The 24,379-nt window shown below is 59.6% G+C and carries 22 protein-coding genes; 12 read left to right on the forward strand and 10 right to left on the reverse strand.

Annotated elements, in window-relative coordinates:
* Window positions 1-2: 2 nt before the first annotated feature.
* The 5 genes from BLU28_RS10530 (at window position 3) to BLU28_RS10550 (ending at window position 6,842) form a co-directional block, all read left to right on the forward strand.
* Window positions 3-380, forward strand: coding sequence for a hypothetical protein (locus tag BLU28_RS10530; protein ID WP_004445608.1), 378 nt, complete (start codon window positions 3-5; stop codon window positions 378-380).
* 43 nt (window positions 381-423) lie between these two features.
* On the forward strand, window positions 424-2,427 hold the full coding sequence (locus tag BLU28_RS10535; protein ID WP_077985758.1) for an acetyl-CoA carboxylase biotin carboxylase subunit: 2,004 nt from the start codon (window positions 424-426) through the stop codon (window positions 2,425-2,427).
* 133 nt (window positions 2,428-2,560) lie between these two features.
* On the forward strand, window positions 2,561-4,702 hold the full coding sequence (gene scpA, locus BLU28_RS10540; protein WP_077985757.1) for a methylmalonyl-CoA mutase: 2,142 nt from the start codon (window positions 2,561-2,563) through the stop codon (window positions 4,700-4,702).
* Between the two features lie 12 nt (window positions 4,703-4,714).
* On the forward strand, window positions 4,715-5,131 hold the full coding sequence (mce, locus tag BLU28_RS10545) for a methylmalonyl-CoA epimerase (RefSeq protein WP_077985756.1): 417 nt from the start codon (window positions 4,715-4,717) through the stop codon (window positions 5,129-5,131).
* A gap of 166 nt (window positions 5,132-5,297) precedes the next feature.
* Window positions 5,298-6,842 carry a glycerol-3-phosphate dehydrogenase gene (locus BLU28_RS10550; RefSeq protein ID WP_077985755.1) on the forward strand — a complete coding sequence of 515 codons (1,545 nt, stop codon included), beginning with the start codon at window positions 5,298-5,300 and terminating at the stop codon, window positions 6,840-6,842.
* 16 nt (window positions 6,843-6,858) lie between these two features.
* Here the strand turns inward: BLU28_RS10550 and BLU28_RS10555 are convergent, their stop codons facing one another.
* Window positions 6,859-8,091: an ROK family transcriptional regulator gene (locus BLU28_RS10555; protein ID WP_162719188.1), complete on the reverse strand. Its 1,233-nt coding sequence runs from the start codon at window positions 8,089-8,091 to the stop codon at window positions 6,859-6,861.
* Window positions 8,092-8,332: 241 nt separating this feature from the next.
* Here BLU28_RS10555 and xylF point away from each other — a divergent pair, with 241 nt between their 5' ends.
* From xylF to BLU28_RS10570, 3 genes are all read left to right on the forward strand, one after another.
* Window positions 8,333-9,373 (forward strand): D-xylose ABC transporter substrate-binding protein, encoded by a 1,041-nt coding sequence (gene xylF, locus BLU28_RS10560; RefSeq protein WP_004445598.1) that lies wholly within the window; start codon window positions 8,333-8,335, stop codon window positions 9,371-9,373.
* 79 nt (window positions 9,374-9,452) lie between these two features.
* Window positions 9,453-10,766, forward strand: a complete 1,314-nt coding sequence (locus tag BLU28_RS10565) for a sugar ABC transporter permease (RefSeq protein WP_004445596.1) — start codon at window positions 9,453-9,455, stop codon at window positions 10,764-10,766.
* A gap of 18 nt (window positions 10,767-10,784) precedes the next feature.
* Window positions 10,785-11,567 (forward strand): ATP-binding cassette domain-containing protein, encoded by a 783-nt coding sequence (locus tag BLU28_RS10570; protein ID WP_004445595.1) that lies wholly within the window; start codon window positions 10,785-10,787, stop codon window positions 11,565-11,567.
* A gap of 241 nt (window positions 11,568-11,808) precedes the next feature.
* Here BLU28_RS10570 and BLU28_RS10575 read toward each other — a convergent pair whose 3' ends face one another.
* The 7 genes from BLU28_RS10575 to BLU28_RS10605 all read right to left on the reverse strand — a co-directional run bounded on the left by BLU28_RS10575 (window position 11,809) and on the right by BLU28_RS10605 (window position 18,208).
* Window positions 11,809-12,042 (reverse strand): hypothetical protein, encoded by a 234-nt coding sequence (locus tag BLU28_RS10575; protein ID WP_077985911.1) that lies wholly within the window; start codon window positions 12,040-12,042, stop codon window positions 11,809-11,811.
* A gap of 93 nt (window positions 12,043-12,135) precedes the next feature.
* Window positions 12,136-12,573: a helix-turn-helix domain-containing protein gene (locus BLU28_RS10580; protein ID WP_004445593.1), complete on the reverse strand. Its 438-nt coding sequence runs from the start codon at window positions 12,571-12,573 to the stop codon at window positions 12,136-12,138.
* Between the two features lie 139 nt (window positions 12,574-12,712).
* Window positions 12,713-13,849, reverse strand: coding sequence for a hypothetical protein (locus BLU28_RS10585; RefSeq protein WP_077985753.1), 1,137 nt, complete (start codon window positions 13,847-13,849; stop codon window positions 12,713-12,715).
* Complete coding sequence (locus BLU28_RS10590; protein WP_077985752.1) at window positions 13,839-14,555, reverse strand: TfuA-like protein; 717 nt, start codon at window positions 14,553-14,555, stop codon at window positions 13,839-13,841. The genes BLU28_RS10585 and BLU28_RS10590 overlap by 11 nt, the downstream gene beginning before the upstream one ends.
* Window positions 14,552-15,751 carry a YcaO-like family protein gene (locus BLU28_RS10595; RefSeq protein WP_077985751.1) on the reverse strand — a complete coding sequence of 400 codons (1,200 nt, stop codon included), beginning with the start codon at window positions 15,749-15,751 and terminating at the stop codon, window positions 14,552-14,554. Before BLU28_RS10595 ends, BLU28_RS10590 begins: the two co-directional genes overlap by 4 nt.
* 37 nt (window positions 15,752-15,788) lie before the next feature.
* On the reverse strand, window positions 15,789-16,217 hold the full coding sequence (locus tag BLU28_RS10600; protein ID WP_077985750.1) for a hypothetical protein: 429 nt from the start codon (window positions 16,215-16,217) through the stop codon (window positions 15,789-15,791).
* An 8-nt stretch (window positions 16,218-16,225) separates the two neighbouring features.
* Window positions 16,226-18,208 carry an AfsR/SARP family transcriptional regulator gene (locus BLU28_RS10605; protein WP_175477683.1) on the reverse strand — a complete coding sequence of 661 codons (1,983 nt, stop codon included), beginning with the start codon at window positions 18,206-18,208 and terminating at the stop codon, window positions 16,226-16,228.
* Between the two features lie 132 nt (window positions 18,209-18,340).
* On the opposite strand from BLU28_RS10605, the gene BLU28_RS10610 reads away from it, so the two are divergent.
* The 3 genes from BLU28_RS10610 (at window position 18,341) to BLU28_RS10620 (ending at window position 20,620) form a co-directional block, all read left to right on the forward strand.
* Window positions 18,341-18,832: a hypothetical protein gene (locus BLU28_RS10610; protein WP_004445587.1), complete on the forward strand. Its 492-nt coding sequence runs from the start codon at window positions 18,341-18,343 to the stop codon at window positions 18,830-18,832.
* Between the two features lie 134 nt (window positions 18,833-18,966).
* Window positions 18,967-19,305 (forward strand): hypothetical protein, encoded by a 339-nt coding sequence (locus BLU28_RS10615; RefSeq protein WP_077985748.1) that lies wholly within the window; start codon window positions 18,967-18,969, stop codon window positions 19,303-19,305.
* Window positions 19,306-19,705: 400 nt separating this feature from the next.
* A complete protein-coding gene (locus BLU28_RS10620; RefSeq protein ID WP_175477684.1) occupies window positions 19,706-20,620 on the forward strand; it encodes a TIM barrel protein in 915 nt (304 codons plus the stop codon).
* 80 nt (window positions 20,621-20,700) lie between these two features.
* Here the strand turns inward: BLU28_RS10620 and eglC are convergent, their stop codons facing one another.
* Window positions 20,701-22,098, reverse strand: a complete 1,398-nt coding sequence (eglC, locus tag BLU28_RS10625) for an endo-1,3-1,4-beta-glycanase EglC (RefSeq protein WP_077985747.1) — start codon at window positions 22,096-22,098, stop codon at window positions 20,701-20,703.
* Window positions 22,099-22,370: 272 nt separating this feature from the next.
* Between eglC and greA the strand changes: the two genes are divergently transcribed.
* On the forward strand, window positions 22,371-22,853 hold the full coding sequence (gene greA, locus BLU28_RS10630; RefSeq protein WP_077985746.1) for a transcription elongation factor GreA: 483 nt from the start codon (window positions 22,371-22,373) through the stop codon (window positions 22,851-22,853).
* A 29-nt stretch (window positions 22,854-22,882) separates the two neighbouring features.
* Here the strand turns inward: greA and BLU28_RS26310 are convergent, their stop codons facing one another.
* A complete protein-coding gene (locus BLU28_RS26310; protein ID WP_175477685.1) occupies window positions 22,883-24,268 on the reverse strand; it encodes an O-antigen ligase family protein in 1,386 nt (461 codons plus the stop codon).
* Between the last annotated feature and the right edge of the window lie 111 nt (window positions 24,269-24,379).

Genomic DNA, 24,379 nt, shown 5'->3' on the forward strand with positions numbered 1-24,379 from the left:
AGATGGCGAACCTGCCCGAAATGACCAAACACAAGGGATTTCCTTCCGGTATGCCGAGCACGGGCGTCCAGTTCACCATCCGCCGCGCCAACCCCAAAGGGGTAACACCGATCAAGATGATACCCCGCCGGGCGCGCAACGACACCAAGGAGCATCGCATCGATGCCGCCTTTCTGCACTCGCTCTGGCACCATTTCGGTGCCGAGCCCTTCGAGCGGGGCAATCTCGACGCCGCCCGCCTCAACCTGCTTTTCGGCCGCGAGGTCGTACCTGCGGAGAAAAATTTCGACCCTGTTTCCTATCAGGCAATGCTCGTCATAGACGAACGCGTCGCCCGGCAGAATTTCCCGGAATCCTTCGAGAATTTTTTCGAGATTTGAGGGCTGTTTAAGGGTTTGTGCTGAGGGAGAGGGCAAAAACCGCATGATCAAGAAAATCCTTATCGCCAATCGCGGCGAGATTGCCTGCCGGGTCATCAAGACGGCGAAGAAGATGGGCATCGCCACCGTTGCGGTCTATTCGGATGCCGATGCCAATGCGCTGCATGTGAGACAGGCAGATGAAGCCGTTCATATCGGCCCGGCACCCTCGTCACAGTCCTATATCGTCATCGACAAGATCCTTGAGGCGATCAAGAAGACTGGAGCGGATGCGGTCCATCCTGGCTACGGATTCCTGTCGGAAAACGCCGCCTTTGCGCAGGCGCTGGAAAAGGCGGGTGTCGTTTTTATCGGTCCGCCCGTCGGCGCGATCGAGGCTATGGGTGACAAGATCACGTCGAAGAAACTGGCGGCGAAAGCCGGCGTTTCCACCGTACCCGGCCATATGGGGCTGATCGAGGATGCGGATGAGGCGGTGAAGATCGCCTCGCAGATTGGTTATCCCGTCATGATCAAGGCGTCTGCCGGCGGTGGCGGCAAGGGCATGCGCATCGCCTTCAACGACGCTGAGGCGCGCGAGGGTTTCCAGTCCTCGAAAAACGAGGCGAAATCCTCTTTTGGTGACGACCGCATCTTCATCGAAAAATTCGTCACCCAGCCGCGCCATATTGAAATTCAGGTGCTGGGCGACAGGCACGGCACCATCCTTTATCTCGGGGAGCGCGAATGCTCGATCCAGCGGCGCAACCAGAAGGTCATCGAGGAAGCGCCGTCGCCGTTTCTGGACGAGGTGACTCGGCATGCCATGGGCGAGCAGGCCGTGGCGCTGGCGAGAGCGGTCGGTTACCACTCCGCCGGCACGGTGGAATTCATTGTTGATGGCGACCGCAACTTTTATTTCCTCGAAATGAACACCCGCCTGCAAGTGGAGCATCCGGTAACGGAACTGATTACCGGCATCGATCTGGTAGAACAGATGATCCGTGTGGCCTCGGGTGAAAAACTTGCCTTCGGACAGTCGGATGTGAAGCTCAAGGGGTGGGCGATCGAAAGCCGGCTTTATGCCGAGGATCCCTATCGCAACTTCCTTCCTTCGATCGGTCGTCTGACGCGTTATCGGCCGCCGAAGGAGGGGGCGCAGGAAAACGGCACCATTCTCCGCAACGATACCGGTGTTTTCGAAGGCGGCGAGATTTCGATGTATTACGATCCGATGATCGCCAAGCTGTGCAGCTGGGGCAAGGATCGCGAAACGGCCATCGATGCCATGGGGCGGGCGCTCGACCGTTTCGAAGTGGAGGGCATCGGCCACAATCTGCCCTTCCTGTCGGCCGTCATGCAGCATGAGCGCTTTCGCTCTGGCAGGCTCACGACGGGCTTCATCGCGGAAGAGTTTCCGGAAGGGTTCTCCGGCGTCGAGCCGGATGAAGCCGCAGCACGCAGGCTTTCTGCCATTGCCGCTATCATCAATCAGCGTGTGCAGAACCGAGCGGTGGAAATTTCCGGTACCATCGGCAATCATCGCCGCATTATCGGGCAAGACTGGATGGTTTCGTTTGGTGCGTTTCGCCACCGGCTCAGCATTGAAACCGGTGCGGATGGCGCGGCGGTCCGTTTTGAAGATGGGACAGCGCTCACCATCGCTACCGGCTGGCTTCCCGGTCAAAGCCTTGGCCTGTTTACGGTGGCGGGCGAGGTCATTGCCGTCAAGGTCGATCTTGCAGGCGCAGCGGTTCGTCTGCGCTGGGGTGGCATGGATGTTCTCGCCCGCGTGCGCAGCCCGCGCGTGGCGGAACTGGCGCTGCTGATGCCGGAAAAACTGCCGCCGGATACGTCGAAACTGCTACTCTGCCCCATGCCGGGGGTCATCACCGGTATTTCGGTGGGTGAGGGTGACGAGGTAGAGGCCGGGCAGGCACTGGCGACGGTGGAAGCCATGAAGATGGAAAACATCCTGCGTGCCGAAAAACGCGGTCGTGTTGCGAGAGTGGCGGCGAAACCCGGCGATAGTCTCGCTGTGGATGAGGTTATTCTCGAGTTCGAGTGAAGGTCGCTGCCGGTTTGTCCGGAACGGATACCGGCCGGGGCGGTTTACGGGGTCGGACCTGCGGACGGGCCGGGCGAATCTGCCTTGATCTCCCGCTGGAATGCTAGAGCGAAATGTAAACGGGGAGAGATGCATGTCGGGTGAAAAAACGGTGCGGGATTGGCTTCACCTTGTTGAAAAGGAGCTGAAGCGCTCACCGGACACACTCGTCTGGCACACGCCCGAGGGTATCGAGGTCAAGCCGCTCTATACGGCCGACGACCTGCAACACGTTTCCCATCTGAACAGCCTGCCGGGATTTGCGCCTTTCACCCGCGGCCCGCGCGCCACCATGTATGCGGGACGGCCCTGGACCATCCGCCAATATGCCGGTTTCTCCACCGCGGAAGCCTCGAATGCCTTTTACCGCAAGGCGCTGGCTGCCGGTCAGCAGGGCGTTTCCGTCGCCTTCGATCTCGCTACCCATCGCGGTTATGACAGCGACCATCCGCGCGTGGAGGGCGATGTCGGCAAGGCGGGCGTGGCGGTCGATAGCGTCGAGGACATGAAAATCCTGTTCGACGGCATCCCGCTCGACAAGGTCTCGGTGTCCATGACGATGAATGGCGCGGTCATTCCCGTTCTTGCCAATTTTATCGTCGCGGGGGAGGAGCAGGGCGTGCCGCGTGCAGCGCTTTCCGGCACCATCCAGAACGACATCCTCAAGGAGTTCATGGTCCGCAACACCTATATCTATCCGCCCGAACCCTCGATGCGGATCATCGCCGACATCATCGAATATACGGCGAGGGAGATGCCGAAATTCAACTCCATCTCCATTTCCGGCTATCACATGCAGGAAGCCGGGGCGACGCTGGTGCAGGAGCTTGCCTTCACACTCGCGGATGGCCGCGAATATGTGCGGGCGGCGCTGGCCAAGGGGCTGAATGTTGACGATTTTGCCGGCCGCCTGTCGTTCTTCTTCGCCATCGGCATGAATTTCTTCATGGAGGCGGCCAAGCTGCGCGCCGCGCGCCTGCTCTGGTCACGCATCATGGAGGAATTCAAGCCGCAAAAGGCGTCGTCGCTGATGCTGCGCACCCATTGCCAGACGTCGGGCGTGTCGCTCCAGGAGCAGGACCCCTATAACAACATCGTCCGCACTGCCTTCGAGGCCATGTCCGCCGTGCTCGGCGGCACGCAATCACTGCACACCAATTCCTTCGATGAGGCGATTGCGCTGCCGACGGAATTCTCCGCCCGCATTGCCCGCAATACCCAGCTGATCCTCCAGCACGAAACCGGCGTCACCAGGGTCGTCGATCCCTTGGCCGGTTCCTATTATGTGGAAAGCCTGACGAGTGAGCTGGCCGAGAAGGCCTGGGCGCTGATCGAGGAGGTCGAAACGCTTGGCGGCATGACCAGGGCGGTGGCGGAAGGCCTGCCGAAACGGCTGATTGAGGAGGCCGCGACACGCCGGCAGGCGGCGGTGGACAAGGGCGAGGAGGTGATCGTCGGCGTCAACCGCTATCGTCTCGAGAATGAAGAGGATATCGATGTTCTCGATATCGATAACGCCGCCGTGCGGGCCGCGCAAATCCGCCGCATCGAAGACACGCGCCGGCGCCGCGATGGCAAGGACGTGACCGCCGCTTTGCAGGCGCTCTCGGAGGTGGCCCGCAGCGGCAAGGGCAATATTCTCGAAGCCGCCGTCGTCGCGGCCCGTGCACGCGCCACGGTGGGAGAGATTTCCGATGCGCTGCGCGCGGCCTTCGGAGACCACGCTGCGGTGCCCGAGGTGGTTAGCGATATCTACGGCGAGGCTTATAAGGATGAGCCGGAACTCGCTACGCTTGCCGCCCGCCTTTCAGGTGTGGCTGAACGGATCGGCACAAAACCGCGCATCATGGTCGCCAAGCTGGGGCAGGATGGGCATGATCGTGGCGCAAAGGTTATTGCGTCTGCCTTCGGCGATATTGGTTTCGACGTGTTGGCCGGTCCCCTGTTCCAGACACCGGCGGAGGCGGCCGAGCTTGCCGTTGAGAACAAGGTGCATGTGGTCGGCATGTCGTCGCTCGCCGCAGGGCACAAGACGCTTGCGCCGCAGCTGGTCGAGGCGCTGAAACAGAAAGGCGCGCAAGACGTCATCGTTGTTGTCGGTGGGGTCATTCCGCGCCAGGATTATCAGTTCCTGCTCGACCACGGAGTCTCGGCCATCTTCGGCCCCGGTACCAATGTCATGGATGCGGCCAACAAGGTGCTCGACCTGCTCGAAGGCATCAGGCGGAACGTGTGAGGGAAGGCGGCCATGTTCGGAAGATTGAATCACGTCGCCATCGCGGTACCCGACCTCGATGCCGCCATTGCCCGTTACAGGGCGCTTGGCGGGGCGGTTTCGGAACCACAAGCCCTGCCTGAACATGGCGTGACGGTTGTTTTCATTCAGGCTGATAACACCAAGATCGAACTTCTTCACCCGCTCGGGGAAAACTCGCCGATTGCCACTTTTCTTGAACGCAATCCGGGCGGCGGCACACATCATCTCTGCTTCGAGGTGCCGGATCTACTGGCGGCGCGCGACGACGTCATTCAAAAAGGCGTCCGTATTCTCGGCGATGGCACGCCAAAGATCGGCGCGCACGGCAATCCCGTTCTTTTCCTGCATCCGAAGGATATGGGCGGGGTGCTTTATGAGCTCGAGCAGGTTTCTCAGACACACGGCTGAAACATAAATCTTCTAGGAGGCTGACCCTGTGAGGCAATGCTCACGGCGGCGCTTTCACACGTGCTTTCGTGGTTCGTTTGTTTTCTTTTGACATTCGTTTTGTTTTCGTTTTTATGTAATTGTCTTTCCATAAAGGGTTTCTCCCTTGCATTGTCGCGGAGGCTTCATGTCCAGCGAAAACATTTTTGATCTTTTTGTCATCGGCGGCGGCATCAATGGCTGCGGCATTGCCCGCGATGCGGTGGGCAGGGGTTATTCCGTGGCGCTTGCGGAAAAAGGCGATTTCGCTTCCGGCACGTCGTCCGCCGCCACCAAGCTCATCCATGGCGGCCTGCGGTATCTCGAACATTACGAGTTTCGTCTGGTGCGCGAGGCGCTGATGGAGCGGGAAATTCTCTGGGCCATGGCGCCGCATGTCATCTGGCCCATGCGTTTCGTCCTGCCCATTCAGAAGGGCGGGGTGCGCCCGGCATGGATGGTTCGGCTTGGCCTGTTTCTTTATGACAATCTCGGCGGCCGGAAACTTTTGCCAGCCACCCGAACGCTCGATCTGCGGAAGGACCCGGCTGGAAAGCCTCTGAAGCCGGCTTTTGCCAGGGCCTTCGAATATTCCGACGGTTGGGTGGATGATGCCCGTTTCGTGGTTCTCAATGCGCGCGATGCCGCTAATCGCGGCGCGACGATCATGAACCGCACGCGGGTCGTTTCCGCACGACGCGAAGGTGGGCTATGGCTCATCGAAACTCTGGACGAAAAAACCGGCCGTGCGGGCGTGCACAAGGCACGTATGCTGGTGAACGCCGCTGGTCCCTGGGTGGATACGGTGCTTTCCGGCGTCTTCGGGCGAAAGGATGTGCATAATGTCCGGCTCGTGCAGGGCAGCCATATTATCGTGCGCCGGAAGTTTTCCGATCCGCGCGCCTATTTCTTCCAGAACCCTGACAACCGCATCATCTTCGCCATTCCCTATGAGCGGGATTTCACGCTGATCGGCACCACGGATCGCGACTACAAGGGCGATCCGGCCAAGGTTCGCATTTCCGAGGAAGAGATTTCCTATCTCTGCAACGCCGCCAGCGACTATTTCAGCGAGCCGGTTCGGCCGGAAGACATCGTCTGGACCTACTCCGGCGTGCGGCCGCTCTTTGATGATGGTGCTTCGAAAGCGCAGGAAGCCACACGCGATTACGTGCTGAAGGTTGAGGAGGGCAACGGGCAAGCTCCACTCCTCAATATTTTCGGCGGCAAGCTCACCACCTATCGACGGCTGGCGGAACATGCGCTGGAAAAGATCGGCGCGGCGATCGGCGAAAAGGGCAAGCCATGGACGGCGGGCTCACACCTGCCAGGTGGAGATTTCGGCGCGGAGAGATATGAGACGCGGGTGCGGGCGCTTGTCTCCCGATATCCTTTCCTCGATGGACACCATGCCGAGCGGCTAGTCAGAAACTACGGTACGAAGGCTGCGGAATTGTTGGGCAGCGTTACCGATGCCGCCGGGCTCGGCCGGCATTTCGGCGGCACGCTCTATGAATGCGAGGTGCGCTGGCTGGTTGAGCAGGAATGGGCCTGCACGGCCGAGGACATTCTCTGGCGACGCACGAAACAGGGCCTTCGCCTGAACAAGGCCGAGGCCGCCGAGCTGGATGACTTCGTATCCAAGCTGACGGGTGGAAGGAAAGAGGCGGAAGCTGCGGTGGAGCGAGCCTGAACGTCTTCCGCTAGTGTCAGGCTGTGGAGTTCCTCGCCGGTTTCGGAAAGCTTTCTGCACTCAATATATAGTCATCGGCGGCGGAAAGAGCGTGTTCCATATGCCCTTCGAACACCAGTTCCGGTTCGTTCGGTGCTATTGCAATTTCCGGCATGCCGCCGAAACGCACTGCTTGCGATTGCGCCAGCCCGTCGCGCAGGCCGCTTTCCAGGAGGTCGAAATAACGTGTGCCGGGGCCGGTGATGAAAACCGGCATATGACCATGCAGGCTGAAGAGGCGTGAAAGGCCGTTGCCGAGCGCCAGCCCAGCGGTGCGGAACGCAAACCGCGCCATGCGTCCCCCCGCGCGGGCTGAAGCGGCGATCTTGTCCACCTCGGCTGTCGGCACGAACTTCGCAGGTTCGGCCTGCGGTGGGGCCTCGAAAGCCGAGCGCAGGATGGCGTAGAAGCCGGAATAAGCCTCGATGCAGCCCTTGGTGCCGCAGCGGCACAAGGCGCCGTCGGCCAGATGCAGCATATGTCCGAAGTTGGGGGCGCTAACCTCGATCGTGCCGCCCGTTGCACGGGCGACGCCAAGGCCAATACTATGGCCGAGCGACAGGGTAACAAGGGCATCCGGCGCGGGATTGCCCTTCGCATGCTCTCCCATCCAGATGGCTTTTGCGGCCAGCAGCGTCTCGTTGTTCAACGTCACGCGGGTGCGCCCGTCTTGCGAAACAAGCTGCTGGAAATCTATCTTTTCGTCGCCGAGAACCGGAGACCAGAGAAGCGTTGCCGCGCCCGCATCAACCAGCCCCTTGCTGCTGATCGAGACCTGGAGAATATCATGACTGTCGATGCGTGAGCGGTCGGCAAGCCGTGCAAGGCCGCCAAGGATCGCGCCGCCGAACGTGCCTTTTTCAGCGGCGATCCTCTGTTCGGTAAAGCGGTCCACCAGCTTGCCGGCATAATCGACCAGCGAATATTGCACGCTATCTGAAGAAATGATGATGATGGCGACGTGACAGAAAGCCCCGCGTGGCCCGAAGAGAATGCGCGGCCGGCCCCGACCGGCGGTTGCGAGCTGTTCTTTCCGTAATATGAGGCCCGCCCGCTCAAGCTCGGTGGTAATGGCGGAAACGGTTGCTGAAGCAAGCCCGGTGAAAGTCGACATGTCCGTATGGGAGAGACTGCCGTGCAGGCGCAGTGCTGCCATCACCGACAGGCTGTTTTTCTGGCGCACCAGTTCCGTGCTTGCAATGGCGGACATGGGCTGGGGCATGCTCCCTGAACGGCCTTTTTCCTGTCGTGCTAGACCTGTCCATGGCGCATGTGCTGGACAAGATCAAGGCACCCGGATGCTGCCCGCAGCCGTTGTTGACAGCATGGGGAATCTCTGACATTAATTTTCTCGACTGTCGAGAAAATTGTGAAACCACAGCGACCGGCAGCTTTTTCAGGCGTTTTCCCCGCATGGAGGTGTGGGGCAGCGCTCTTACCGGGAGGACATCATGAATTCATTTGCCAAGCTTCTGGCGGGTACAGCCGTACTCGTTTCCCTGCACACGGCCGCTATTGCGGCTGACCTCGTCGTCGGTGTATCCTGGTCGAATTTCCAGGAAGAGCGCTGGAAGACCGATGAGGCGGCCATCAAGGCAGCCCTCGACAAGGCAGGCGCAAAGTATATCTCCGCCGATGCGCAGTCATCCGCGGCCAAGCAGCTGACTGATGTGGAATCGTTGATTTCCCAGGGCGCCAACGCGCTGATCATCCTGGCGCAGGACAGCGACGCCATCGGCCCGGCTGTTGAAAAGGCAGTTGCCGAGGGTATTCCGGTTGTCGGTTATGACCGCCTGATCGAAAACAAGAACGCCTTCTACATCACCTTCGACAACAAGGAAGTCGGTCGTCTGCAGGCAGCCGAAGTCTTCAAGGTGAAGCCGGAAGGCAACTATGTTTTCATCAAGGGCTCATCTTCCGATCCGAACGCGGATTTCCTCTTTGCGGGCCAGCAGGAAGTGTTGAAGGCGGCCATTGACGGCGGCAAGATCAAGAATGTCGGCGAAGCCTATACCGATGGCTGGAAGCCGGAAAATGCCCAGAAGAACATGGAACAGTTCCTGACCAAGAACAACAACAAGGTCGATGCGGTCGTCGCCTCGAATGACGGCACGGCCGGTGGCGCAATCGCCGCGCTCGCCGCGCAGGGCTTGGCGGGGTCGGTCCCGGTTTCCGGGCAGGATGCCGATTTCGCCGCGCTGAACCGCGTCGCGCTCGGCACACAGACCGTCTCAGTCTGGAAGGACAGCCGCGAACTCGGCAAGGAAGCAGCCGGCATCGCGCTGGAACTGGCCGGTGGCAAGAAGATGACGGAGATCAAGGGCGTCACCGCTTTTGACGGAGGTCCGAAGAAGGTGACGATGCAGTCGGTGTTCCTCAAGCCGATCGCCATCACCAAGGACAATCTGAACGTCGTTATCGATGCGGGCTGGATCAAGAAGGAAACCGCCTGCCAGGGCGTGAAGGCCGGGTCCGTCAAGGCCTGCGACTGATCGAATATGTCCCGGTTCGGGCGCCGCGCCATGGTTCATGGCGCGGCGCCCTTTAAGATGTGAGGAGCACCGGCAGTTCATGGCCGATATGACCCAATCCAATTCCACAGCGTCCGCCAAGACGGAAAAGACCGGCTCGATTGCGCGCTTCATCAGCGCCACGGAACTCGATACCCGCCTGCTCGGGATGGTCGGCGCACTTCTTCTGATCTGGATCGGATTTCATATCCTGTCCGGCGGCCTGTTCCTGACGCCGCGAAATCTCTGGAACCTTTCCGTGCAGACCGCGTCCGTGGCCGTTATGGCAACCGGCATGGTCCTCGTCATCGTCACCCGCAACATCGATCTCTCGGTGGGTTCCATCCTCGGTTTTTCGGGTATGATCATGGGTGTCATGCAGGCGGAAATCCTGCCGCAGATCCTTGGCTTCGAACATTGGGCCACATGGATTGTCACGCTTGCGGTCGGCATTCTCGTCGGCGGCGCGATCGGCATGTTGCAGGGCTCCATCATCGCCTTCCTCAACGTACCCTCCTTCATCGTGACGCTCGGTGGCCTGCTCGTCTGGCGCGGCGGCACGTGGTTCATCACCAGCGGCCGCACGGTGGCGCCGATGGATTCCACCTTCCGCCTGATGGGGGGCGGCACCAGCGGCTCGATCGGTGCGACATGGAGCTGGATAGCCGCGGCCGTCGCCTGCGTCGCCATTGTGGCGGCAATCCTGAATTCACGTCATCAGCGCCGACGTTTCGGCTTTCCGCTACGGCCCGTCTGGGCGGAGTATTTTCTGGCCGCGCTCGGATGCCTTGTCGTCATCGGTTTCGTGGCCGTCGTCAACAGCTACCCATGGCCGGTCAACATTGCCCGCAACTATGCCGATGCCAACGGCATCGCCTGGCCGGATGGCGGCCTGTTCATTCCGCACGGCATCGCCATTCCCGTTTTGATGGCGCTCGCCGTCGGTGCGGTCATGACCTTTATCGCCACACGGCTTCGTTTCGGACGGTATGTCTTCGCCATCGGCGGTAACCCTGAAGCTGCCGAACTTGCCGGTATCAAGACCCGCTGGGTCACGGTGAAGATCTTCACGCTGATGGGGGTTCTGTGCGCCATCGCCGCGGCGATTTCAACCGCTCGCCTCAATGCCGCTACCAATGCCCAGGGTGAGCTCGATGAACTCTACACCATCGCGGCAGCCGTCATCGGCGGCACCTCGCTTGCCGGCGGCGTCGGAACCATAGCGGGTGCGATGCTCGGCGCGCTCGTCATGCAGTCGCTGCAATCCGGCATGGTGCTGGTGGGCATCGATACGCCCTTCCAGCGCATCGTCGTCGGTGTGGTTCTGGTCGTCGCCGTCTGGCTCGACACCATCTACCGCGCCCGCGCCAAGTAAGAACCGAGGAGAACTCCTATGACGGACCAAGTCACGCCCCTCGTGGAAATGCGCAATATTTCCATTTCCTTCGGCGGCATCCACGCGGTGGAAAACGCCTCTGTCGATCTTTTCCCCGGCGAGGTTGTCGCCCTTCTCGGCCATAACGGCGCAGGCAAATCGACCCTGATCAAGATCCTCTCAGGCGCCTATCGGCGCGATAGCGGCGATATCCTCATCAATGGCGAAGAGGCGGATATCCGCAATCCCCGTGACGCCAAGAAATATGGCATCGAGACCATCTACCAGACGCTTGCCGTGGCCGACAATGTCGATGCGGCAGCCAATCTTTATCTCGGCCGCGAGCTGAAGACGAAATGGGGCACGCTGGACGATGTCGCCATGGAAGCCTCCGCGCGTGAGGTCATGGGACGTCTCAACCCGAATTTTCGGCGGTTCAAGGAGCCGGTAAAGGCGCTGTCCGGCGGCCAGCGGCAGTCCGTTGCCATTGCCCGTGCCATTCTCTTTGACGCCCGCATCCTTATCATGGACGAGCCGACGGCGGCGCTCGGTCCGCAGGAGACCGCGCAGGTCGGCGATCTCGTCAAGGAGCTGAAACGGCAGGGCATCGGCATCTTTCTCATCAGCCACGATATTCACGACGTTTTCGATCTCGCCGATCGTGTGTTCGTGATGAAAAACGGCAAGGTGGTGGGCCATGCCCGCACCCAGGATGTGACCAAGGACGAAGTGCTCGGGATGATCATTCTGGGCAAGGTGCCTGCGGGTGCCGTGGCAGGCCCCGGCGCGGTCGTATCCTGACTGTCGAATATTCCGTCCGAAGACGCGCAAATCCGAAGCGGCTTCGGACTTCCTTTCGCAGCGCTTGTTGATGACAAAGGCCCGGTGGTAAGCCGGGCCTTTGTTATTGGATTTGCAGAAAACCGGAAGTGCTACCGACGGACCGGCCGCGCCGGAGCGGCACGAAAAAAGCGGACCGACGCCTCATGACCGGAGATCGAGATGGAGGCGCTCAATCCTGCAGATCACGCCGGCCGCCTGTTCAATGCAGGTCGGCCTGAGCGAAACCACCCCCATTCGCCTCCGCGGCTGTCAGCGGCAGGCCGTGCTGATTGATGTCCTGGGCGAGCGACAACAAGGCCATTTCCAGGAAATAGGTCGACATGCCGAGTTCCAGAGATTTCGACCGCTGGCATAGGTAGGAAACCATCCGCCCAAGCGCCAGAATCTCGTCTGCATCGTCCTGTTCAAGTACTGCTGTGGTAGGCGTGACCATGATTCCCTCTCGACAGTCGACAGTATGAGAACGCGTGAAACCGCGTTGTTCATTTTCGACCACATCGAGCGTCACGCGAGCGTCACACCTGCGTCAATCGTCGTTTTTGGTTTCCGCGGTGCCAGCATTTTCAATGGCTTCGGAAGCTGCCAATGATGTGACGAGGGCAACAATACTCTTGCGCACGGCGGCGCTCCTGATGCGCGAAAAGGCCTGGTTGAGCGAAAAACCTTCGTTGGAGGCGACAAATGTCTGCATGGCGTTGATCGAGCCGAGGGCCGGATTAGCTTCTCCGCCATCGGGCGTGGCATTGGCGAATAGCGAGCTGACATCTACACCGAGGATGGATGCTATGGCCTGCAGGCGTGATGCGCCGACGCGATTGGCGCCTTTTTCGTATTTCTGCACCTGCTGAAAGGTGATGCCCAATCGCCCGGCCAGCGCGCTCTGGCTCATGCCGAGCGACTTGCGGCGCATTCTGATTTGCGCGCCCACATGCACATCGATCGGGCTGGGTAGTTTCGCTTGCATTACAAATTCCTCCGGCTGTGAGGGCTAAATTCGATGATCGTCAATTAATATTGTCGAAGGTATACATTCAACACAATTTCCACGGGTATTATGAACCTTTATTGCCAAAAGAACAGGGTTTTTCATCTGGAATCGATTGTCAGAGGCCCCGCATTATAACCTTTGTAGCGCAGCGCAACGCCCCGTTGCGGCTTGCAAGATGACTGAATCCCAAAACGCCGATCGCACGAAAGCCGAGGCTTTCCCATATGCGCCGATTTTCCGCATCGAAGTTCGTGAGCAGTTCCAGATCGCCGAAATGCGGAACCCAGACCAACGGCTGGGTCTCGCCGTTGCGCGTCACGTTTTCAAGGAGGACGTTGTTGTAAAGCCTCGGCAGGCATTTGTTGGTGTCGATGGTAGGCAAAACCGGCACGGGATTTCGCAGGATGGCGAAACCCTGGCGCGCGAGTGAAAGAGCAGAAGCGTCCAGCTTCCGTTTCAGCTCCTCGGCGGCACGGGGGTAGCGCATGTCACCGGCTTCCGGATCGGCGACGAGCAGAAGCGGCCGCCCGTCGCGCCGAAGTCCGGTTATCGAAACGAACTGATCGACGTGGAAACCGCACTGGTGGATGTTCCTGGCGGCCATTGCCGGTCCGGACCCCGTCTGCGAAAGGTCGGGTTGGGCTGTTTCGCCGAGGTCTTCCGGCCTATAGCCGAAGCTGAAGACGGCCCGTGCGTCAAGAGCCTCGATCCGCAGCCAACGACGTGAAAGGGTGGCCGGCGCGCTTCGCGCGCTTTCTGCGCCGCCCTGCAGGCTGGCGTGGCCGACCAGCCGGTAATCCGGGCCGACAAGTTGGTTGCCGCCGGGCAAGATGACATCGGAGATTGCGGTCGCGAAGCCTAAACGGGCTGCAAGCGCCTGGCTTACAGCGCTCTCCCCGCTTGAGACCAATTCCGGTGTCAGGGCGTCTGCGCGCAGCCGGACATGGAACATATCCTGTATCCACGGGTGCGGAACGGTGCCGGGTTCATCAAGCGTTACCAAGTCTACCTGACACGTGACAGCGAGACGATCGAGCCAGCTCCGCGCGGCTGCAAGGCACGGACGATCAACCAGCAGAAGAACCGCGACATTTCGCGGCAGGGTCAAAAGCAGGTTACCGATGGGAGCAAGAGGTGAAACGGTAAAGCCGATCCCGGCGTCGGCAAACCAAGCGGCGGGCAGCGAGAGCGCGATCGTCTCAATGAGGCCGCCACAATCGGCTATCAGAGGCGAAGGCCGATCAGTGGTCACCGCGTGGACCTCCCGCGGTCCGTCCGGACGCCAATTGCTGGAAGAAGAGAGTATTCTGGAATTTCCAGCCTGGCGGCGGTGGGGTCGGTAACGCGCCGCCGTTCAGTGTGGCCAGAAGCAGGGCGGCGTCGTTTCGTTTGACGGAAACAGCTTGAGCGGCAAGAAGATTTGCCGCTTCGTCTTCGAGACCGGCCTCCGTGGTGACGGAGCGCCAGGTTCTGCGGGTGAAATGCAGAGAACGGGCGGCATGCAGCAGGGCGTTCCGCTCTGCGGGCCCGAAAGAGGTTCCGCACGCCGCGAGCGTTGCTTCGGCATCAATCAGCGCGACTGTGAGCGGGCTGTAACCGAGCTCTCTTGGGGCGTGGTTCACGGCCACATCGGCATCGGAAAAACGCCGTCCATCCCGATAGTCTTCGAAGACGTGACCAATGCCGATCATGCCAAAGGCGGCGCATTCCGCCGCGCGCAGCGCGCCCATGCTGGCGGCACCGAAAACGGTGACGCCTGATGCAAGCGCGTAAAGGATTTCCTTGTGCCAGACGGCGGCGCAATCGCCATAAAGCCCATCGATCAGCCCAATGACCTTGATGCCTTGACCGACCGCACCGAGAATATCGCCGCATGCCGCCGGGCCGCGAAGATCAAGGCCGGCGAACTGGCCGGCAATGCCGTGGATGGATGGGCCCGCAAAAACCGCCGGTCTCATGTCGTCCCCCCGGCCTTCAGAAAACCCTCGAGCGTTCGTTGCGATATGCGTTGCATTCCGCGGCTGAGCGGGGCCAGCCCGCTTGCCAGGACGCGCACGACGTGCAGCCCGGAAAGGCCCGTTTCCAGCGTAAAAACATGGACATCGTCGATGCCACGCGCAAAAAGGTGTTCCGCAAGCTGGCGCCATGGCGGCAAAGAGGTTTCGAAACGCGATAAGTCGAGACTGCCTGGCGCCTGTTCTGCCTGATTTGCCCCAGGGGCCACGGGCTTGGAAGCAACCCCGTCACGCCGATAACGAAGCGGGGAGAGATCGTCGCGGGCACCACTAATATCCGTCAACCGCGACTGGACCGCCTCCAGTAGCGCAGCAAGCGCGGCGTCGTAAACGTCGGGACGGCAGGCCGCCCCGGCAGCGCTGCGGGTCGCCGGCCCATCCTGCGCTTGAAGCGACCGCGGCAGGCTTGCCATCACCACCGGCACGCCGAGTGCGTTTGTCATGTCAAAGAAGGAGGGCGGCAGACCGATGTCCGAAAGATGCCGGACAAGCCTGTCGAATGATGTTTCGACGCCCGGTGGGAACAGGATCGGTCTGGGGCTGACGGCGCGGGTTTCGAAAGCGTCCACGAGAAAGCAGGCGTCGTTTTCGATCAATTCCTGCAGGGCATGGAGGACGGCGTGGTCATGATTGAAACCGGCTGCGAGGCCCTGCGAACTCATGAGGAAGGCTTGCCGGTCCCAGGGGAAATCCGCTCGAAAATCCATGCCGATCAGCTCAAAGGGAGCGTAGATCTCCTGCTGCCGACGAACCGATGTTCCCTTCACCCACGCGCGTTCACGCTGGGGGTTGAGCATGTCCATATCGACCCTGCCAACGCGCTCGAAGGGGATAAGGGGAAAACCCCTGTCGCGCATATCCTGGATTGAGCCGAAAGCGGCCGTGTGTCTGCGGGTATCCTCGGCAACCGCGCCTTCGATCCCCTCCATCACGGCAGAGAGCCTCGCCTGCGCCGGAACCGGTCCCTTGCCCTGTGACACCGATAAACCGCGCGAATTGGGGCGAACCGCAAACCAGACGGGTATGCCGACAATATCGAGGCCGGTCACGTCGCCGACACGGGTAATCCCGAACCGCCGGAGCAGTTCGGGATCGAAGATGGAAGCGTCTGCATCACCTTTGGCCGTCGTCGCTGACATGGAAGGACCTTGAGCGGTCAAGGCTTCACAATCGCCGTCAGGGCGCGGCGTTCGGGTCGTCGGCAAGGATCGCGTCGAACAATTCGCCGGTGATCGAACCCGCGGGCCCGACTGCCTTCAGTGCCGCTTCGATTGGCGTCAGCACCATGCGGTTGAAATCCCAGCCGGCATCGACCACTTCACCGATAAAGGCGAAATCGGCTTCGGACACGACGGCGCCGCCTGAGACGAGCGCCTCGATGCCTTGAATCTGGACCTGGTCCAGTTCGGCTTCAGGTTGGCCGTCCTGGCGGACAAGCATGGCCTTGGCTGCTGCAGCCACGCGGGCGTAACCATCCACGCCGGGGCGGCTCGCCTCATAGGCGGTGATCGTTTCGTGCGATACCGAAGCAACCCTGAGCGGCGTGGTGCGAATGAACAGAACGCCAAAACCCTTTCTCCCGACGATAAAGAAATGCGACGACATATTCTCTCCTATTTGATCCCGGCTAAACGAAGCGCTTGATAAAATTTTTCGTTTGCTACCGGGTCGCGGTCCGGAGACAGGCTGCTGATCTCCCTTGCCGTCATGCCCGGATAGTTTTCCTGTAGCCTGCTGCCGGCTTCCCGGGCGGCGGCCAGATCACCGTGGAGCGCGTGACTTGCGGTCAGAACTCGCAGCGCGGGCTCATCGTCTTCCATGCGACCGCAGAGTTCCACCGCGGCCCCATAATCTTCTCGCTTGAATGCGATGCTGGCGCCAGCCCACCAGTAAATATCGGGGGCGAGCGGGTTGAGGTCGATGGCCTGCTGAAATTTTTCCCACGCGACTTCCGCCTCACCGAAATGGGCGAGCGCATCGGCATGCTGGAGAAGCAGGTCGGCTGAGTTTGGGGCGAGCGCTTCCGCCTCGAAGAATTTCTCGGCAGACATGTCGAAATCCCGCTGATAAAGCGCCACCACCGCGCACATCCAGTGGCCGACGCCGAGGGCCGGATCAATCTCCACAGAGGCGTCAGCCTCGGCCTTGGCGCGGTGCAGCAGGTGAGGGTCGTTACCGCCCAGCATCAGCCACTCCAGTTGCAGACTTTGCGCAACGCGGGCGCGGGCGACCGCCATTCCGTGATCGAGATCGACAGCCTTGCGGAACATCGAGCGGGCCCTGCGCAGGAGCGGCAGGTCGCATTTGCCGCGCAGAAGCTGCTGGCCCTCCAGCAATTGCCGGTAAGCCTCGCCACTGTGGTTACGGTCGGGTTCCACCTGAAGCCGCTCGATCTCCCGCGCAAGCGCAGCAGCCACCTGTTTGGACAGCAGCCGGAAGGCCGCGTGGATGTGCCTTTCGGTCAGCACCGCCTCCAGCGACCAGACGATTTCACCGGTCGTTTCCTCGATCAGCGCCACGGACATGCGGGCATCGTCAAAAACTGTCGACATGATGCGATAATCGGCCCGCAACATGGCATATCCGTCATCCGCCCGGTCATGCGAGAGCGCAAAGGTACTGTGCGGTGAAAGGACGGTGAAGGTCCGATACCGTACAAGGCTGTTTGCGACGTCTTCGACAAAGGCCTGCATCACCGGTGAAACGGATAGCCCGTCCACCCGCGCCGGCCGGCCGAAAGCCACACGCGGTCTTGCCAGCGATTGCCGGCGACTGCTTTCCTCCGGCTCGGCGGGGGTCGCGATTGTCGCGGTGAGGCTTTGTATTCGCCGCCTCAGCGCGACGGTTTCGGCTTCCGGCGGGCGTCCCTCCTGGCGGAGCTGTTCCAGCAACAGCTGGTACATGCTCTCGCAACCGCTGATATTGCCGATCCGCGCATAGGAGGCCATGGCGGCACGATAGGTTTCTTCGCGCTCCGGCTCGATATTGCGCGCGCGCTCGGAAAGTCTGGCGATATCATTCGAGCTGGCGCGACCGAAGCGGGTCAGCTCCTCCAGAAGCTGCGTGTAGCTCGAAAAAAACAGGTCCTTGAGACGGCGACGCTCTGAAAGCAGCCAGAGGTAGAGATGGTCCTGGCCGGCATCCAGTCCCTCCAGAAGGTCGCCGCCGAACTCCAGAAGGGCCTTCAGCCGCCGCATCGGGTCTTCGGCTCTCGCATCGGCGAGAAAAAGCGCGAGGTCCGTGCGCTGCGCCAGCTTTCCGGCCTTCAGATCATTCCCTTCCGTCAGCAGAATGGCCTCGTCGTCGCCGAAGAGTTTCTGAAGGCGCAGAATGAGCTGCCGCAAATTGCCCAGCGCCCTTTTTTGCTCGACATCTTCCCACAGCAGCGATGCGAGGTGCTGGCGGGACAGGGACTGGTTGGGAGCAAGGATCAGGGCGGCCGTGAGGGCAAAACCCTTGGACGGAAAAAATGCCTCCCGCACCGCTTCACAGCGCGGGGTGCCAAAAAGCCGGATCGCTATCAGTTCATCGTTCCCAGCCACTTTCGTCCCCCTTGAATCACCATCTAACAACGTGCCCGGGAAATTGAAAGTCATCATAGCATTCGATTTGACGCTGGTGTGACGCCGCCTGCCTATTGTCGCAAACAGAAGCGTGAATGACGGGCGGAACCGGCAGGCGATAGGTATCGGGGATCATCGAAAGTGATAGCGTTCAACGGAAGCTACATGGCATTCGAGCCGCGTATTGAGCCTTACCAGCGCGCCGATGACGTCGGATACGCGGTTAGTGAATTCATGTGGTTCAAAGGCCGCCCGTTTTATCCGGTCTCGGCGCTGGTTCACGCGAAGGTCGCGCATGCAAGGCTGTCGGCGGAAAAATGCGATGATCAGGATGAGGACAATCTCGACATTCTCTTCCGCATGCCTGCCGTGGCGGGCGGACACTTCTTCGAGATCGTGCTGCGTTCGAACGAAGGCACTTTCTATGGCGGCTGGCTGTGGGGAGAGGAACTGGAAATCCTGAACGAGGTGGTCAACGGCTATCGCGTTCTGGCGGGTAAATTCGACGACAGGCTCATCCGGTTCGAATATTCCAGACGTTTTCAGCGTTACCGGACGGTGGAGCCGCTGCCGGTGGAGAAATCAGTTTTCCTGATCCAGCGGGAGGCGAAACCTCACCCGGGCGGGCGGAGTTTTCCCGCGGGCGCGGCGCGCTGATTGCGGGGTGCTTCGCGTTCAGGGGAGAACGCGGCGCGCGGACAGAGGGGGTTCGGTAGATTCACCTGGCAGAGCTCAGGCTTGGTCGGGGAATACCGGTGCATATTTTTATTTTTATTGTGTGGAAAATTATGATGCCCAATCAAGGTAACATGCGTAACAGGCGGGTGTCATCGCAGCTTCTGGCGGTGAATAGCGCTTCCGACAGCCGTGCGTTTTCGACGGAGCGCGCCGAGGGGGATCCACGTCCGCAAGCTCATAAAGACAGGCTTCATGTCGTGGAAGAGGCGGAGGCCAGGGTGGCGTTCCCGACGCGCCCGTTGGAAGTGCGCGAGGGGGAAGAAGCGGGACGCCGGGCGGAAATCAGCAACATGGTCGTCGACGCCGATATCAGGGTCGCGAAATGGGCATGGGCAGTGCTTGCGATTGGGCATTGTCTGCTGATCTATTTCATGGTGCGTAATCTCGGTTGACTCCTCCTGCCCAAAAACGGGCTCAACCGCCGATATCGTCCGCCACTAATTCGGGCATTGGAACTTGGAGACTGTCGCACCCCCCGAAACTGAGTGGACATCCAGTCCGGCTCCTCCGCAGCCCTGTAGCGCCGCTTCCGCCACGTCGATTTGCGGACTTCGCACAGCGGAATGTCATAAAGCTGTAAATGAACAAACCTAATTGAGTGATCGGTCTCGATGGAGACGCATCACCACAGTCCACCCGTTGGCCTCGCCGGCGGGCACGGACTTTTCTTATCACGTCGCTTCGGCCGAGACAGACCATGTCTGTGCTGGCCGGCCTGATTTTTCGATGCGGCATGACGCGCTGCGCGGTCGCGCGAATTCGCATAACTTTCTTAGCTCTGGAGATGACGAAGTGAGCAATCTTATTGGTACCGGTTTTAACGCCGGCTCGGACGATGGCGAGTTCGCCACGCTTGAAAACGATTTGCGTGCCCTTGCCGATATTGGCTGCGACACCGTTGAAATCGCCGCCACCAGTCTCGACGTGGTTGCCGGCGGCCGTATCATCGAGGAGCGCGCGGACCGTCTCGTGTCGCTCGCAAGGCAGTTTGATTTCCGTTACACGGTGCACGGCCTGGTTTCATCCAACTTCATGGATCCGGTGACCTGCCGCTACCAGATCGATGCCGCGAAGGCGCTTGCCGTTCTCTGTGACCGCATCGGTGCGGGTATTCTTGTCCAGCATGGCGGCGCGCTGCGCGCTGACCAGATGGCCGAGCGGGCAGAGGCCGATCATCGTGAACGCGACGCGCTTTTCGAACTCGCGGAATTCTGCCGGCCCTATGGTGTGCGGATTGCGCTCGAAAATATCTTCACCACCGAACCCGGCCAATACCGCCAGACACCGGCTGAGGTGGCAGCGACCGTTAAGGCTGTCGGCCACGACAATGTCGTGGCGCTGATCGACTTCAGCCATGCATATCTCGAATCCACTTATCGTGGCCTGGACTTCCGTGAACAGCTTCGTGCCATGGCGCCGGTCGCCGGTCATCTCCATGTCCACGATTCCTTCGGCCGGCCGCAGGGTTTCTACCAGCCCTATTTTCCGCAGGAAAACACGGCGCTCGGCATCGGCGATCTGCATATGCCGCTCGGCTGGGGCGACATCGAATGGGAGAGCATCTTCTCCGAACTGACCTTCCTGCCTGACACCGTTTTGATGATGGAAATCGGCCGTCGCTATCGGGCCGAGCAGCCCGCAAGCCTCGAAACGGCGCGGCGTCTGATGACGCTTAATGCCGAACGGACACTGCTCGCAGCAGAGTAAGGGAACCGAATTGGGCGCGGCCGCGATCGGCCGACGCCGGAGACGCCGGCAGTTGCGGACGCGGCTGCCGGCATTTCTGTTCAACCTGCCCAGTCGGAGAGCGAATAGGCCCTGATGTAGTCGATCATCATTTGCGAACCGTCGCTGAAATCACCTGCCGAGGGTGTTCCCGCCATGCCGCCGACGGCAAGATTGACGACCATGTACATCGGATCATGCATATCGTCAGGCGTATCCGTTTGCGCAACGGCGACATCATCGAAATACCAGGTGATGTGTTCGGCATCCCACAACACGCCGTATGTGTGAAACCCCTCCGTGCTCGGCACGCTGACATTGTTGATGACAGAAGTCTGTTCGCCGGTCGCATTCGAATGTGTGGACATGATGAGCGTATTGGGATTTTGGCCGCGCATTTCGATGACGTCCAGTTCCGGCGGCCACGACCCGTCTTCCGGCAGAAGCCAGAAGGCCGGCCAGGCACCACGATCGGTCGGCATATCGGCGCGAATTTCAAAATATCCATAGGTCTGGCTGAAGGAGGAATAGGTGTTCAGCATCCCGGAGGTGTAATCATATCCCTCGACCTCGTCGGCGATCGATTGCGGGGTCTCGGCAGCCGTGATGGTCAGGACGCCGTTTCTGACGCTGAACGGGTCTACCTCCGACGTACCGGTATATGCCGGGTTGATATACCACTGCGCCTCGCCATTCGTCGTCAGGGAACTGCCCTTCTCCGGTGCCCACCAATATTTGGCATCCCAGGTTCCCTGATCACCGTTGCGCAGTGACAGCGTATCAAACTCGTCTGCAAAGGTTTGTGTCAGGGATGACCGGTCGAGGCTGAGCTCGAACTGATCGGGCTGGATATCGTCTATGGTCGTTCCGGCCAAAACGACGGCTTCGCCATTCGAGAAATTCAGCCACAGATCATTGCCATGCTGCGTGGCATTGCTTGCAAGCTGATCGAAGGAGGTAATGCCGTAGCCATTGAGGCGGATCGTGTCATTGGCGCTGAAATCCATGATGAGATCGGTGCCATTGCCGCTCGTGAATACGAACGTATCCGCACCGCCGCCGCCAATCAACACATCATTGCCGGCACCGCCGTCAATCGTCTGGCTGCCAGATCCGCCGGTGATGATATTGTCGAGCGAATTGCCGAAGGCATAACGGCCATCGCCCGTGACCCGCAAGTTTTCGAAATTTTCGGGAAGTGTATAGCTCATCCAGGTGTCGATCGTATCGATACCCTCTCCGGCATTCTCGACGGCGCGATTGATGCTGGAATAAAGATAATAAATATCGTCCCCGGTGCCGCCCGCCATTGTCACATTGACGGAACTGTCGCCCCACATGGAATCATTGCCGGCCGTACCGGCAAGCAGCGGGCCGGAGCCCGTGGCGGAGAAAAATCCGGTGGAACTGCCGCTATAGTAGAGTGTGTCTCCAAGCGCATTCACAACTGTTCTGGCCATAAGCCTTCTCCTGTCCGTTTGCGTCGCTTCCTCCCTCCTCCTGAACAACAGCCTAACAGCGCGAAAAGCTTCCTGTTAGGGCCAGAAATGAGGGGTATGTTCCGTTCCGGACGGACGGGAGATGTTACGCAGAGAGTTGGCTTGTTCCTGTTCGATCGACATCGAAAGATCGTTTCTTGGATTTGTGCTCTTGCTGCGTTGCTGCCGGTAGTGGCAAAATCGCTCCGGGTTAGCGGTTGTTGTCAGCATCCCGTCGCAATGGAGTTGCAGGATTGAGTGTAGCCTTTACCAAGGAAGACAGTGCGGAGACCGCAGCCGAAACGGTTCTGCCGGATCGGGTGATTTCACCTCATCCCAATCTGGTGACCAAGACAGGGCTGAAAGCTCTGGAAGGGCAGTTACAATTGGCCCGTGAAGCCTGTGAAGCCGCTGGCGCGATCGAGGATGTAAATGAAAGGCGGCGCGCTTCCGCCGGCCCATTGCGAGACATCCGTTATTTTGCGGAGCGAGTCCGTACGGCTCAGGTGATGCCAGATCCGCCCACAAATGCCGTTGTGGCATTCGGCAATCTGGTAACCTTCCGCCGCGACGATGGCCGCACGCAGCGGTTGCGGATCGTTGGCGAGGATGAGGCCAATCCCGCCACGGGCTCGATGTCCTATGTTTCTCCTGTGGCGCGGGCCTTGATGGGACGAGCGGTCGGAGACTTTGTCGGACTGGCTGACAGGGAGATTGAAATTGTCGACATTTCGTGACCGGCTCCTTGGCATTGGCACCAACATTATCACCGGGAAAATGGCACTGCCGAGCTGCCTCCACCGCTGGCCATTGCCGTCAGCCGCATCATGGCGTTCTTCAGGAAAAACCTGAAATCGAGGTCGATAGAGGCGTACGCCAGTGCTAGTCCCACATGCGCCATGAAGACGGGATTAAAATTCAGTTCTTCAAATTGGTAACCGATAATGACCGCTATCGCGGAATAGGCGAAAAAACCGACTTTGCGTTTCCGAAGGATCGTATAGACGAGTGCGAAGGCAGCTAGAAGGCAAAACGGGATGCCGGAGGCGTAGGCAGTAGCCAGAAAGCCGTTATGCGGCGTGCCGATACCCGCGACCTGCGTAAGCTCCTGAATTCGTGCCGTGAAACCGACGCCGAAAGGGTGATCGAGCATCACTTGGAAGCCGCCTGCGATGGTTGTCCATCGTTCCTGCACGTTGTCGGTACTGTGGCTGTCCTCCACAAAGCGTTTCGAGAACGCCTGTTCTGCGAAATCGAGAATTCCGAAGGGCAAAACGGCAGCGATGACGAGCGCAGATAGAGCGAAACCGAAATAGGTGCTGAACAGCATTCGTATCGAAAAATTTCTAAAGTAAAAATAGAGTCCGATCGCGATTACGGCAAATAGGCCCGATCGATTGAGCGTCAGCGTGAAGCTGGCCAAATATACCAGTATAAATATAGCAAAGAGCATTGGGCGCTTGTAGCGCTCCGCAAGATGAGCGGCTGCCGCACCGGCTAGAGCGAAAGCCGGTCCGGCCGTATTGCCCACCGGCCATATTCCCCCCGCCTTCTCCAAACGTAATAATAGCGGGCTTATTTCACCTCGAGCCGCGGACTCCAGCACCGACGCCTCATCGAACATGAAGGATAGGCCAAGCGAGGCGAGCCTGTCATGAATGACGATATCCAGGAACAACAGGATAGTCACCGCGATGAAACCGATGAACATGCCCCAAGAGAATAATTCGAGAAGGTTCTCCTTGAAAAGCATATAGGCGAAAAAGAGGAAATAAATCGCGTAAAAATATGTCAGCGCTGTCGTATAAAATTCGCCTTCGCCACGATCATCCGCGAAGAAAGTAGAAAGTAGAAAAAAAACGGTCAGCGGAACGAGATAGAGAAGAATGATTGAGGGGGTGAGGCAGCGAATATAGAGAATGGCGATAACGGGAAGCGTTACCAACACCAGCATGTCGCTAATGTTCAGGAAGCGCAGTCCGATATTGCTCGTCACGATGTTGCATTGAATAAAAAAGCCAATGGAAAAAACGAAGATCGCTAGGATCACGCCAGGCACACCGATGATTTTGGAAGGATAAAACGGCATCGCCACGACGAAACCTGGTATCGGTGATGGATAAGCAGCCCCGTTATTTGCATGACTTGTCATTCGCGGCCTTTATTCTTCGCTGCAGACAATGAAATTGTCCTGAGGTTGTTGGGCGCCGCGACCGTGGGGTGAGGCGTTGGATAGTGATCCTGATCACGTCGGCGTGCAAGT

It is taken from the genome of Agrobacterium pusense, from assembly GCF_900102105.1.
Taxonomy (GTDB): Bacteria; Pseudomonadota; Alphaproteobacteria; order Rhizobiales; family Rhizobiaceae; genus Agrobacterium; species Agrobacterium pusense.